12 protein-coding genes are annotated in these 13,036 nt (G+C 60.9%); 4 read left to right on the forward strand and 8 right to left on the reverse strand.

Features of this window, described 5'->3' with window-relative positions; all coding sequences use genetic code 11:
- The first annotated feature begins 18 nt into the window (after positions 1-18).
- Positions 19-1,371: a geranylgeranyl reductase family protein gene (locus HMPREF2708_RS01155; RefSeq protein WP_246840283.1), complete on the forward strand. Its 1,353-nt coding sequence runs from the start codon at positions 19-21 to the stop codon at positions 1,369-1,371.
- Positions 1,372-1,422: 51 nt separating this feature from the next.
- Here the strand turns inward: HMPREF2708_RS01155 and HMPREF2708_RS01160 are convergent, their stop codons facing one another.
- From HMPREF2708_RS01160 to HMPREF2708_RS01180, 5 genes are all read right to left on the reverse strand, one after another.
- The gene (locus HMPREF2708_RS01160) at positions 1,423-2,115 is read right to left on the reverse strand and encodes a demethylmenaquinone methyltransferase (RefSeq protein ID WP_040360936.1); all 693 of its coding nucleotides are present in this window, start codon (positions 2,113-2,115) and stop codon (positions 1,423-1,425) included.
- A 10-nt stretch (positions 2,116-2,125) separates the two neighbouring features.
- A complete protein-coding gene (locus tag HMPREF2708_RS01165; protein ID WP_070831239.1) occupies positions 2,126-3,334 on the reverse strand; it encodes a glycosyltransferase family 4 protein in 1,209 nt (402 codons plus the stop codon).
- A gap of 4 nt (positions 3,335-3,338) precedes the next feature.
- The gene (locus tag HMPREF2708_RS01170) at positions 3,339-3,830 is read right to left on the reverse strand and encodes a DUF3592 domain-containing protein (protein ID WP_005509940.1); all 492 of its coding nucleotides are present in this window, start codon (positions 3,828-3,830) and stop codon (positions 3,339-3,341) included.
- Between the two features lie 97 nt (positions 3,831-3,927).
- Positions 3,928-5,805: a 2-succinyl-5-enolpyruvyl-6-hydroxy-3-cyclohexene-1-carboxylic-acid synthase gene (menD, locus tag HMPREF2708_RS01175; RefSeq protein ID WP_083321825.1), complete on the reverse strand. Its 1,878-nt coding sequence runs from the start codon at positions 5,803-5,805 to the stop codon at positions 3,928-3,930.
- Between the two features lie 194 nt (positions 5,806-5,999).
- Positions 6,000-7,025, reverse strand: coding sequence for an o-succinylbenzoate synthase (locus HMPREF2708_RS01180; protein WP_070831242.1), 1,026 nt, complete (start codon positions 7,023-7,025; stop codon positions 6,000-6,002).
- Positions 7,026-7,038: 13 nt separating this feature from the next.
- On the opposite strand from HMPREF2708_RS01180, the gene HMPREF2708_RS01185 reads away from it, so the two are divergent.
- Positions 7,039-8,019, forward strand: a complete 981-nt coding sequence (locus HMPREF2708_RS01185) for a 1,4-dihydroxy-2-naphthoyl-CoA synthase (protein WP_016422029.1) — start codon at positions 7,039-7,041, stop codon at positions 8,017-8,019.
- Positions 8,020-8,054: 35 nt separating this feature from the next.
- On the opposite strand, the gene pdxY is transcribed toward HMPREF2708_RS01185, so the two are convergent.
- On the reverse strand, positions 8,055-8,981 hold the full coding sequence (gene pdxY, locus HMPREF2708_RS01190) for a pyridoxal kinase PdxY (RefSeq protein WP_246840284.1): 927 nt from the start codon (positions 8,979-8,981) through the stop codon (positions 8,055-8,057).
- Between the two features lie 41 nt (positions 8,982-9,022).
- The gene (gene arfB, locus HMPREF2708_RS01195; RefSeq protein ID WP_070831245.1) at positions 9,023-9,466 is read right to left on the reverse strand and encodes an alternative ribosome rescue aminoacyl-tRNA hydrolase ArfB; all 444 of its coding nucleotides are present in this window, start codon (positions 9,464-9,466) and stop codon (positions 9,023-9,025) included.
- 140 nt (positions 9,467-9,606) lie between these two features.
- On the opposite strand from arfB, the gene HMPREF2708_RS01200 reads away from it, so the two are divergent.
- Both HMPREF2708_RS01200 and HMPREF2708_RS01205 read left to right on the forward strand, forming a co-directional pair.
- Positions 9,607-10,389, forward strand: a complete 783-nt coding sequence (locus HMPREF2708_RS01200; protein ID WP_070831247.1) for an SDR family oxidoreductase — start codon at positions 9,607-9,609, stop codon at positions 10,387-10,389.
- Positions 10,390-10,405: 16 nt separating this feature from the next.
- Positions 10,406-11,080 carry an alpha-ketoglutarate-dependent dioxygenase AlkB family protein gene (locus HMPREF2708_RS01205; RefSeq protein WP_070831250.1) on the forward strand — a complete coding sequence of 225 codons (675 nt, stop codon included), beginning with the start codon at positions 10,406-10,408 and terminating at the stop codon, positions 11,078-11,080.
- 183 nt (positions 11,081-11,263) lie between these two features.
- Here HMPREF2708_RS01205 and HMPREF2708_RS01210 read toward each other — a convergent pair whose 3' ends face one another.
- Positions 11,264-12,991: a DUF5635 domain-containing protein gene (locus HMPREF2708_RS01210; RefSeq protein WP_070831253.1), complete on the reverse strand. Its 1,728-nt coding sequence runs from the start codon at positions 12,989-12,991 to the stop codon at positions 11,264-11,266.
- Positions 12,992-13,036 lie beyond the last annotated feature (45 nt).

Here is a 13,036-nt window from a genome sequence, read left to right on the forward strand (position 1 = left end):
TCGTTATACGCTGGGGCAATGACCTCAAGCCCGATTTCGCGAGTTTCCCCCACGTTCGACGGCGCCGTCGCTCTACCCAGCAGCACTGACGTGCTCATTGTTGGCGCTGGCCCGACCGGCTCCGCAGCCGCAATTCACGCCGCCCGCGCCGGTTTTTCGGTCACTGTGGTCGACTCGCAGCGCTTCCCGCGCGACAAGACTTGTGGCGACGGACTCACTCCTCGCGCTATCGCTGAGCTACGTCGCCTAGGGCTTGACGACGAGCTCCTGCGCCGCAACCGCAACCGCGGACTCAAGCTGCACGGCTTCGGCGGCTCCATCACCGCACCTTGGCCAGATGATGCCTCCGGCACTTTTCCCGCTGTCGGATCCGCGATGTCGCGTGTTGAGCTCGACACTTTCTTGCTCAATGCCGCCGCTGATGCCGGTGCACAAGTCTTTGATGGGGTCGCTGCGCGGAAGGTGGTTCTCGGAGCGCTGGGCAGTGGTGGCACGCGGGGTCACGGCGTGCGCGAGGTGGAACTTTCCGACCGCGAAGGCAAGCCACACACCATCTCGGCCCGCTGGCTGCTCGTGGCCGATGGGGTCCGAAGTACCGTCGGCAAGCAGCTGGGGCGTGCGTGGCATCGCGACAGCGTCTTTGGCGTGGCCGCGCGGTCATATGTCAGCTTCGACAGCGTGGACGTAGCGGATGACTGGATTCACTCGCACCTGGAACTGCGCGACTCCGAGGGGCAGACGCACCCGGGCTATGGCTGGATTTTCCCGCTGGGAGCAGGCCAGGCGAATGTGGGGTGTGGGGCGCTGGCGACGTCGGCACGCCCGGCGCGCACGAACGTGAAGAAGTTGCTACGCGAGTACCACGGGCAGGTGCGTGATCAGTGGCAGATGAGCGAACCGGAGCACGTGACGTCGGCGCTGTTGCCGATGGGTGGTGCCGTGTCGAATGTGGCGGGGCCGAACTGGGCGTTGCTCGGTGATGCTGCGTGCCTGGTCAACCCGCTCAACGGCGAGGGCATTGACTACGGCATGGAGTCGGCGCGACTGGCGGTGGAGCTGATTAGTTCGATTGGTGCGGGTCGCGATGGGCTGACTCACTCCTGGCCCGCCCTGCTTCGCGAGCACTACGGCACCGGCTTCTCGCTGGCTCGCAAGTTGGCGCTGACGTTGACGTACCCGAGCTTCCTGCCGACCGTCGGCCCGCTGACCATCGGCGCCCCGTGGGGCAGCCAGCTCATGGGCGTCGCGGCACGTCTAATGGGAAACCTGGTCACGGAACACGACCGGGATGTGGTAGCGCGACTGTGGCGCGCTTCGGGGCAGGCGGCGCTGGCCTCCGATAAGTGGTTTGGACGCCAGCCCTGGCAGTAAAAACTGCTTTACGACGGCCCCCGCGACCCAGCCCGATTGCGAGCTCGCGAGCTACTGCGCGGGCTTGGTTGCCGAGTGCAGCGCCGCGATGCCAAAGGTGAGATTCTGCCAACCAGCATCCTCCCAGCCAGAGGCATTGATGTCGCGGGCAAGCTGCGACTGGTTTGGCCAGGCGCGAATCGACTCCGCCAAGTACACGTAGGCCTCCGGGTTCGAGGAGACGACCTTGGCAATCTGCGGCAGTGCCCGCATCAAGTACTCCTTGTAGAAGGTGCTGAACACTGGCACCACAGGGGTGGAGAACTCACAGACTGTCAGCTGGCCTCCGGGCTTGGTCACGCGGGCTAGTTCGGCGAGGCCCGCCTTGTAGTCCACGATGTTGCGCAGACCGAAGCTGATGGTCACCGCGTCGAAGGTGTTGTCCGGGAATGGCAGCTTCATGCCGTCACCGCAGACCTTGGGAACATCGCGGTGTGCACCGGCCTTGAGCATGCCTCGGGAGAAGTCACAGGCAACGACGTATGCGCCAGACTTTGCCAACTCCACTGAGGAAACAGCCGTACCGGCGGCCAGGTCGAGAACCTTCTGGCCAGGCTGCAGGTTCAGGCGCTTTGCCGTGCGTACGCGCCAGTAGTGGTCAATACCACCGGTGAGCACGGTATTGGTGATGTCGTAATTCTTCCCCACGCCGTCGAACATCGAGGCGACTTCGCTGGGATTTTTCGTTAAATCAGCCCTAGACACGATGTCCAGATTACGCGACCGATTTCTGACGCGTAGCAGCACCTGTACGGGAAGCGTCAATCGTATCTGCTGCGACCTTGCTTGACGTCTCGGCCGCGGAGACCCCAGAAACCTCCTCGTAGTGGCGAACAAGGTCTGCACACAGTGCTTCCCAGGTACGTTCGGTCACGGTGTCGCGGCAGCGGTTGCGCAGCTGTTTGCGAGCCAGCTCATCGTCGACGAGCAGCAGCTTGTCGACCGCCTCAGACAGATTGCGGGTGAAAGTCTTGGGCTCCAGCAGATAGCCGTTGGCATCGTTAGTAATCAGGTCGCGCGGGCCGCCTGCGTTCGGAGCGATGGCCGGAACACCGGAAGCGTGGGCTTCCTGTACGGCCTGGCAGAAGGTTTCAAAGTCACCGGTGTGAACAAACACGTCCAGGCTGGCGAATGCCGCTGCCAACTTATCGCCGGTGAGCTGCCCGGTAAAGACGGCATTCGGCATCAGCTTCTTCAGCTTCGGCAGCTCCGGGCCATTACCAACAATGACCACCTGGATATCATCGCGGCCGTTCAGCGCCGCCAGACGCTCAACCGACTTCTCCGCCGCCAGCCTGCCGACATAACCAACAATTGGCTTGTCCTCCGGGCTCCACTGCTTCCTGAGCTCCTCGCTGCGCTTTGTCGGAGTAAAGCGAACCGCATCAACACCACGACCCCAGCGGTAGACTTCACGAATCTTGTGATTCTGCAGGTCCTCAATAGTCGGCGACGACGGCGCCAGCGTTCGGGCACAGGAGTTATGAATCACGCGCGTCCACAACCACGCGGCCGTGGAGAGCCCCGCCAACTTGTAGTTCTTGGCAAAACCCGCAACGTCCGTCTGATAGATAGCCACAGCCGGGATGCCCAGCGCCTTAGCAGTCAAAGCGCCCGCACCACCGAGCACAAATGGCGAAGCCAAGTGGACAACATCCGGCTTAAACTGCGCCAGCGCCGACGCTACCCTGCGGTTCGGCACACCGATCGGTAGTGAATCAATCAACGGCACCATCACAGTGGGTACACGCTCAATGCGGTAGTCGCAGTAGAACTCTGCCTCTTCCTGCCAGTCCCGAGCACCCGGCGCAATCACCAGCGCCTCGTGCCCCTCACGGCGTAAGTGTTCCAACACCCGCAACACGGAGTTTGTCACTCCATTGATGTTGGGCAAGAAGCTTTCAGCAATGATGGCAACGCGCATGGTGCTAGTTTTCCATCTCGTCGGAAAGCGAAAGTGACCCTCTGTTTACCTTTTGGGGATCTCTTTGTAAACGACGGGTTGCACGCAACGACAACCACCACAACGGCGCGACGACGATAAACGCAACCACAGCGATGCTGGCCGCCGGGAGAAGTGACAGCGTCCAAGTGCGTCCGGCGACGCGGACGACATTGGGGTCAGTGCGGTCGTATTCGACGCGAACGCGCTGCCCCTCTTCCAGACCAACGGGATAGAGCAAACCGGTTGGTGGCGACTGAAACCCACCATTCTCGTCGACGAAATCGACCGTGGTGCGAAGGACCTCGACCGAGCGCACATTAGCTACGGACTGCCCCATGTTCGACTCGATATTGCGGTCATTAATGAAGCAGCCAACCACCATGGCCAGGCACGACAACAACAGGCAGATCATTACAAACAGCAACACCTGACGAAGGAAGCGCGGCCAATTGGCCAGGGCAGTTTTCCACTGCATGGCGGTCGCGACCTCCCTATTTTTCTGTCCCTGATTGTTTCCAGCTCTGATTTGATGCTGCCGGCCAGCTAGTCCTTATTCAGCAAGCCTTGTTCAGCTAGTGCTTGTCCAGCACCCCAATCTCCGCATTGTATGCCAGCTTGTGATGCAACTGTCTACGCGTCGCGCGCGTGGTCGCCACCTCGATGACGCGGATGCCATCGACGTCGGTATCCGGGTGCAGCTGCGCGAGCAGATCTGGGAGGCGGTCAACATGCACGTGCTCGACCCCGTAGGCCTGACAGATGCCCTCAAAGTCCACGTCCTGCGGTGTGCCGAAGATGCGCTCGAAGCTTCCCCGCAGAGCCGGGCTGCCCGCCTCCAGCGTCTCGAAGATACCGCCACCGGCATCATTGGCCACCACGATGGTGAGGTTTTCCGGCCTCGGCTCCAGCGGCCCGATCGCCAGCGCTGCGGAGTCGTGCTGGAACGTCAGGTCACCCATGAGCGCAATCGTCCGCGGCGGGCGGATCTCGTCGGCATGCTCGCGGTCGGACGCCAGCGCAATACCAATCGCCGTCGCCACCGTGCCGTCGATGCCCGCGGCACCTCGTCCCGCATACGTGTTCACACCCGGGAAAGGCAGGCCCGTGTACGACGCATCGCGCACCGGGTTCGACGCGCCCAGCACCACATTGTCACCCGTGCGCAGACTATCCGTCAGCGCCGCCGCCACATGGAATCCGGTCAGCGGCTCCTCCGCTTCAATCGACTCCGTAAGAGTCTCTCGCACGGACTTCACCGCCAATTCGCTGGCAGCCTCACAGATTTTCGTCCACTGCGGGTCCTGCTCCCCCACAGTCTGCACATGCTTTACGACGGCCCTTGCGTTCGCCGTCACATCCGGAAACTCCACCCCAAAGCCGTGGTTTTCCGCATCCGAGACAACCGTCAACTCGATATCAGGATTGGCCAGCAGCTTAGAGATCCCTCGGTGCAGCGTCGGCCTGCCGACCAACACAATCTGCTCCGGTGGAATCTGCGCAAAAGTACCCGCCGCAAGCGGGTGAACCGGGTGCGCCGGCGCATATGCATTCGGCTCAGCGATGGTTGGCAAATCCTCCAACTCTGGCAGATGCGGGGCATTCGAGCCCGCAATCACGAGTGTGCGGCGGCTGATGTCAATTGTGGCTGTGCTAGCCGAGTTGGCTGAGTGGGCTGCGATGGCGGCTGCGCCGACGTTGTTGCTGTTGGTAGGCGCAATCGTGGTCCAGGGGCCGCCGTCTGCGCGGCCCTCGGGGATGTCGGCGACGGAGTCGTCGTCAGGCACGAGCGGTTCGACAAAACGGACGTTGAGGTGGCCGGCCCCGGATGCCATGGCGGCAACAACGCGATCAATGCGGGCGCGAATCTGCGCGGCAGTGGCCTTCGTGACCGGGGCGGTGCCGTCCAGATCGAACTCGACTACGGAGGCATCGGCGAACAGGCGATCCTGGACGATGGTCTGGTTCGCGCCGGTGCCGCGATAATGCGCGGGGCGATCAGCGGTCAGTGCCAGCAGCGGAATACCCGACGCGGTGGCTTCGACCATGGCGGGCACGAGGTTTGCGACGGCTGTGCCGGACGTTGTAATTACCGGGGTCACCTTGCGGGTGCGCGAGGCCAGGCCGAGGGCGAGGAAGGCGGCGGAGCGTTCATCGATGCGCACATGGAGGCGAACCTTCGCCGCATCGGCGGCCTGGACCAGAGCGCGGGCCAGCGGGGCGGACCGGGAACCCGGGCACACCACGGCATCGACCATGCCGAGACGCAGCAGCTCATCGACGATGAGGCCCGCTACCACTGCGGATGGGGCCGCGGGAGTTGCAGGGGCCGCGGAGGTGTGGGGCGTGGCGTTGGTTGCCGAGGCTGGGGTGCCAGCATCGGTGCTGGCGGCATTGGTGATGTTGGCGCCCTGAGCGTGCGAAGTCTGGGAGGTGTCCTGGTTGTCGTTCACACTCAATAGGCTACTTGTCAGGCTGGATATCGGGCTCTTTGGGAGTTACTGACTAGGTTTGAGGCTGTTTAGGGCTGTTTTTCGGGCTCAAAGTGCCATAAACGGGGTCAGTATCTCTGGGTGCTCCGAGTGTTGAAGCAGGTGGTGAGCCGCCACTGCACTGCGCCACTGCACTGCGCCACTGCATTGCACCACTACAGGTGCGCATACGCCGCGCGGAGGCGGTCGAACCACCAATCGCGGCGGGGTCCCGGCGCGGCGAGCTCGGCCAGGCGGGAAGGGTCGGGCGCGGGATTGGTGACGGGCAAACGGCCATCGATAAGTGGTCGGGGCTCGATGACGTCCTCGATAAACAGCGACGACGTGGCCAAACCCGCCGCGTTCGGCTCCGGCTGCAGCTCGGTAGCAGGCAGGGCCGCCGCCGTGAACAAGCCGGCAGCCATGCCAACGCCGGTGTCCAAGGCGCTGGCGACGGTTACCTTCATCTCCAGCTCCTCGGCCAACCGAAGCAAACGGCGTGGCCCACCAAGTGGCGCGACCTTCATTACGCCCACGTCCGCCGCCTGTTCGCGCGCAACCAAATACGGATCCTCGGCCTTGCGGATCGACTCATCAGCAGCAATCGGGCAAAACTCCCCCACTGCGTCGCGGACCTCGCGGAGCTCGGCGACAGTCGCAACGGGCTGTTCCATATACTCCAGCGGGCCCAACTCATGAGCGGCGCGGATGGCCTGCTCCACCGACCAGCCACGGTTCGCATCCACCCGCACCACAGGTTCATAGCCATAGGCTTCGGCCACCGCGGTGCGGACGGCGGCTACGCGCTCGATGTCGTCGTTAAGCGATTGGCCGCTCTCTGCGACCTTGACCTTGAACGTGCGGCACCCGGGGTAGCGCCCCACGACCTCCGGCACCTGCTCGGGCGTGACGGCGGGGATGGTGGCGTTGACCTCGACAAACTCGCGCTTCGGGATGGGCAGGCCAACGTATGCGCATTCGATGGCCGAGCGCAGCCACGCGGCAGCTTCGGGCGCCTCGTACTCCAGGAAGGGCGCGAACTCACCCCAGGTGACGGGGCCGTCGATGAGGAGTGCCTCGCGGGTGGTGACGCCGCGGAATTTCACCGCCATGGGAAGCGCCACGACGTGGGCGCGGTCGAGAATGTCATCGATTGGCGGAAACTGGATGTTGGGCACAGCGGACACAGACATACCCCTCATGCTAGAGACCTTTATGCTGGAAGCCATGACTGATACCGCGAAGTACTCGACCGATAACCCCTTCCGCCCTGAGCAGTGGAAGACGGTTGATGGTTTTGAGGATTTGACCGACATCACCTACCACCGCCACGTCGGCGAGGGCCGCGAAAACGGCATTGTACGTATTGCGTTTGATCGCCCGGAGGTTCGTAACGCATTCCGCCCGCATACCGTCGATGAGCTCTACCGAGCGCTCGACCACGCGCGTCGCACCCCGGATGTCGGCGTTGTGCTGCTGACCGGTAACGGCCCGAGCACCAAGGACGGTGGCTGGGCATTCTGTTCGGGTGGTGACCAGCGCATTCGCGGTCGTTCCGGCTACCAGTACGCAACATCCCACGAGCATGACGACGCTACCGCAGACGCCTCCACGATTGATACCGCGCGCGCCAAGGTCGAGGGAGGTCGCCTGCACATCCTGGAGGTGCAGCGTCTGATTCGCACTATGCCGAAGGTTGTCATTGCCGTGGTCAACGGTTGGGCCGCAGGTGGCGGACACTCCCTGCACGTGGTGTGTGACCTGACACTGGCATCCCGCCAGGAGGCCCGCTTTAAGCAGACCGACGCTGACGTGGGATCCTTCGATGCCGGCTATGGCTCGGCCTACCTGGCGAAGCAGGTTGGTCAGAAGTTTGCCCGCGAGATTTTCTTCCTAGGCCGTTCCTACGACGCTGAGACCATGCACCGCATGGGCGCCGTCAACGAAGTCGCCGACCACGCTGAGCTGGAAGATGTCGCGGTGGAGTGGGGTCGCATGATCAACGGCAAGTCCCCAACGGCGCAGCGCATGCTGAAGTTCGCTTTCAACCTGACCGATGACGGACTGATGGGCCAGCAGGTCTTCGCTGGCGAGGCCACTCGCCTGGCGTACATGACCGACGAGGCCGTCGAGGGCAAGGAAGCGTTCCTGGAAAAGCGCGACCCGAACTGGGACGAGTTCCCGTTCTACTACTAGGTGCTGGGGCTGAGCCCCAGCACTACTGCCCAGCCTTACGCCACCTTCGTTACCTCAAACCGCTGCTCCGGGTGGACGTACGCCTCCTGCGCACGAACGAGCTCCAGCTCGCCAGAGCCGGACTCGTGCGTCACCTTGAGCAGCTCAAAGATACTGGCCGCGGTGTTGCCCAGCGCGACCGAGAGGTCACCGTCAATACCGCGACCACGCAGCAGGTTGCCCGCAAACAGCGCAGCCGCGACATCGCCGGAGCCATTGCGCTTCAGCGGCAAGTACGGTGTCGCCACCAGCCATGCGCCCGAGCCGTTGACGGCGAGCATCTCAATCTCGCCCTCCTTGCGCTCCGGACGCAGCACGCTGGTGACCAGCACGGCCTCCGGGCCCATCTCACGAGCAGCATGGGCTGCCGCAATGGTGGACTCCAGGTCGCTGACCTCGCGGCCCGTCAGGTATCCCAGCTCAAACTGGTTCGGCGTAATCACGTCTGCCACCGGCACAACCTTGTCGCGCAGCAGCGGCGGAATGTCATCCGAGACGTGGCAGCCACTCTTGGCATTTCCCATCACCGGGTCACACGAGTAAATGGCCTTCGGGTTGCGCTCCTTGGCCAGCGCCACGGCCTCGATGATGACATCCGCAATATCGCTACCGCCCTGGTAGCCGGAGATAATCGCATCGACGTCGTCAAGCTTGCCCAGCTCATCGATACCCTTGATAACCTCGCGCACATCCGTGGCCGGAATCATCGGGCCGCGCCACTGGCCGTAGCCGGTGTGATTGGAGAAATCGACGGTGTGGACCGGCCACACTTCAAAACCTGCGCGCTGCAGCGGGAAAACGGCAGCGGAGTTACCCACATGGCCGTAGCTCACATGCGACTGGATGGACAGGATCGAGGGCACGCGGTTGAACTCCGCGACGGCTTCAGCTGCCTTTTCGGTAGGGGCCTGATTTTCGCTCATTCCTCTATATTGCAACGAATGCGCGAAAATCCCATATTCCCCTAGTAGGCGCTGGGTCGGCGCCTGCTGGCTTTGAGCTCAGAGCGGCGTTGCTTCTGCGCTTTACGACGGGCAATCGAGGCTCGACTCGGCCGAGTCCGCCGGCGCTTCGGAGGCGGTGGCTGCACGGCTTCTCGGATGAGTGCCGCTAAGCGCCGCCTGGCTTCCTCGCGGTTGCGTACCTGGGAGCGCTGCGTGGTGACCGACACGGTCAGTGTGGTGCCGTCGAGGCGGTGGCTGAGGTTCTGGAGAGCGCGGCGGCGGTGGACGTCGGAAAGCACGGTGAGCTCGGCGATATCCACCGATAGCTGCACCTTGGAGTCGGTGGTGTTAACACCCTGACCGCCCGGTCCTCCGGAGCGTGCGAAGCGTTCAGTGAGCTCCGCTGCGGGGATGACGAGGCCCTTTGGGATGCCGGGACCTGGTGGGATGTTCAGGGGTTTCATGGTGGCCAGTGTAATCGGGACTCGTTTGCGCTCGGGTCTCGTTTCCCGCAATCCGCTGTTAAACAACAAATACTCACCTAAGCTGTCGAATAACACTCGACACTTATAAAAACAGCAAGAAAAGACAGGATTGAGACACCATGGCCGCTTCTGATTCCCCGTCCATTTTCATCTCCGGCGGCGCGCAGGGTATTGGCCGCGCGGTGGCCGAGAAGTTCCTGGCCGCAGGCTGGACCGTAGGCGTCTACGACATCAATGAGGATGCCCTGGCGAAGCTTAAGGCTGAGCACCCGGAGGTAATCGTCGGCACGCTGGACGTGACGGACTTTAAGCAGTGGGAGGACGCGCTTGCGGACTTCACCTCCCACACCGGCGGCAAGCTGACGGTACTGGACAATAACGCGGGCATCATCGGCGATGGCGATATCACTGACCAGTCGCCGGAGATTATTCGCGCGCAGGTGGACATCAACTGCACCGGCCTGACACTGGGCGCGAAGGCGGCGCACCCGTACCTGAAGCGCACCAAGGGATCTCACCTGGTCAACATGGGTTCGGCTTCGGGCATCTACGGCCAGCCACACATTGCGCCATACTCCGCGTCGAAGTTCTACGTCTCAGGTCTGACGCAGGCTTTGGATCTGGAGTGGCGTAAGGATAAGATCCGCGTCGTCGCAATCATGCCGCTGTGGGCGAAGACCAAGCTGGCGGACGTTTCCGCTGGTTCGACCCGTCGTCTGGGCGTGCGCATCACGCCGGACCAGGTCGCTGATGCCGTGTGGAAGGCAACGCATCCGCAGAACTTCATTGAGCGCCAACGTCACTTCTACTCGGTGTCGGCAGCGGACTTTATCCTGCGCTACCTGGGCAAGATTGGCCCGCAGTTCCTGTCCCGCCCGGTTAACGCAATCATCGCGGGTTAAGAGGCAAACTAGACCTATGCTCTTCGACCAGCTCCCGCGCGACGATGCCCGCATCACGCCGGGAGTTGTTCATCTTCCGGGGTGGCTTCCATCGGAGCGACAGGCGGGCATCATCACGCAACTTCGCGACATCGCCCGCGACGTTGCCGGCACTCCCCTGGCCATGACTCGCCCGCAGCTCAAAAGTGGTCAGATGCAGGTCTTCATGCTCCATCTCGGCCGCATGTGGGTCACAAATCCGTACCGCTACGTCACGCACGTAGGCGGCGTTCGCGTCCCGCCCGTGCCTGACAATCTGCTGCAGCTCGCCATCGACGCACTCAGCGCTGCCGCGCTTTACGACGAATCCCTCAACCAGTGGCCCACCACTTTCCGGCCCGACATGGCGTTAGTCAACTACTACCCACCTGGGGCCACCATGGGGATGCACCAGGATCGCAACGAAAACTCCCCTGCCCCGATTGTGTCGCTCTCTATCGGAGATGAGGCACTGTTCCGCATTGGCGGGACTGAAAACCGCAACAAACCCTGGGACGACGTGACTCTCGCCAGCGGGGATGTGATTGTGCTTGGTGGTCCCAAGCGGCTTGCGTTTCACGGTGTGCCCAAAACTCGTCCGGGCACTCTGCCGGAGGGGTGCGGGCTTAAAGAGGGCCGCATCAACATCACTTTTCGGCAGGTGGAGAGGTGACGGTTAGCAAAGCCCACGCCCCCCTTGACGATCTTGACTAAAACCTTATTTGTCCCGCTCAAGTCTTCTGCCAGTTCAACCCTGGAGTCCCTATCTCCAAAAAATACAGTCCCACCTGCGCGATGTTTGAATAGATGCCTCTAATCTAACATCAATTGAAGGTTTGGAGGATTTGATGACAGATTAGAGAAGCCGATACCTCGTGGAACGTCCACCTCCGATTCTTTCGACGACCCCATCAGCAATCAACTTTTCGATGCATTTGTTTGCCGTACCTCGGGAAACGCTGCATAAATCCACAAGTGTGCTAGTCGTCAAATCGCCAACTTCTCGCAACCAGGACACTGCAACTTTTTCCATGTCAGAGACATTCGTAGAAAGATATGGCAACCGACCCCCCTGTGCAAGGATTTTCCGTGCAGAAGTTCCTAGTTTCCAAACCTCCCCATACTCCTCAACCAGAGGCTCACCATCCACAGTTGTTTGCTGAGCCGATTCCAGTGCATTGAGCGCAGACTCCAGCCCGGACTGCAGGCCACCTGCCACGCTATTCTCCGTGACAAAAGCTCGCGCAAACAATAGGTAGAGAATGATTGCGATTCGATAGTCTCGCTGTCTAGGCTCAGGCACTATTCGCGACATCAACTCCAAAACTGGGAGTACTGGCTCACCACCAACCAGCGTTGTCTCCACGAATGGGCCCGCAATTTCTTCGATAGTTGGCGGACGATGCCCAAGCGCGATCATCGACTGATACATACGATCCACCCCCACCCCCTGCTTATCAACGAGACCAATCGCTCGATACAAATCGGCAAGCGCAGGATAGCGCGCTGCACGATTACTAAGCACATTTGCAGACGTAATTGCAGGAGGAAAACCACCAGGGCTTCTCACGATTAGAGTGCTATCAAGCTCAACCCAACGCACATCGATTGGTTCGCTACGATTCCAGTCGCGATGAATCATCGCATTTAGTAAAGCTTCGCGGACAGCACTATATGGAATCTCTGGAATCGGAGTATGGACGAACCCCTCCACAACGGTGTTATTTTTATTCACCACGCGTAGTGCCTGTTCAAATGCATCAAGTTGCTCAAGCACGGATTTTCCAGGCTCACCGTGGATGCGGTTGGTAATTTTTCCGCCAAAGACATCAAAAACAGATAGCTCAATAACCGAAACCGAATGCGAGGTGAAAAGCAATTCTCCCGCAACCGTAAGATTGCCTTCCGCTCCCAAAGCCCCCAAGCTTCGCAGCGTCTCCTCATCAGTTTGATTTACTGCAGCCGGCAACGTGCGACTTACAATTTCCATAGCTCCAGACCGCACATCCAATACGGTCTTATCGGTTTGCTGAGCCATCTCATCGAACGCTTGCTGAGCACGCCTCCTCTCCCACCATTCAGATCGATCTACCGGCCGACAGGAATCGCCAACACGCCATCTCAGCTTCCCACTCGTATCCTCCACTGGCTCCGGAGCTGGAGCTACATAAATAACAAGGATTCTTTGCCCCTCTACACGCTTAGCAACAATGTCCGGAGCTACGTCTACTCCCTCATAAATCCGCTGCCGAAGCCAGTCTTCATCTAACTCCGTGCCGATGATCTTTCCAGTAGCGTCTTCGACACCGACGATTAATCCCCCTCCTGCTGGAGAGTTGGCCATGCACGCAACTTCATCAGCAAGTTTGGTTGCGGCCTCCGGATTCTGTGGCTTACCAGGCTCAATATTTGGCCCATTTCGGCGACCAGCTTCTTCCTTGAAATCAATCCCCTGCGATTCCTTTACCTTAAAAATCCGGCCATGCGCAGCAGAACTTAGAATTACTTCCACCTCCTGCTGAAGCTTGACCCGCCGACCATCTCCCCATGCGCTCGCTATACCCACACCGAATCCCACCTGCATAATGTTTGAATAGACGCCTCTAATCTAACATCAATTGAAGGTTTG

This window comes from Corynebacterium sp. HMSC073H12 (assembly GCF_001837775.1).
Lineage (GTDB): Bacteria > Actinomycetota > Actinomycetes > Mycobacteriales > Mycobacteriaceae > Corynebacterium > Corynebacterium amycolatum.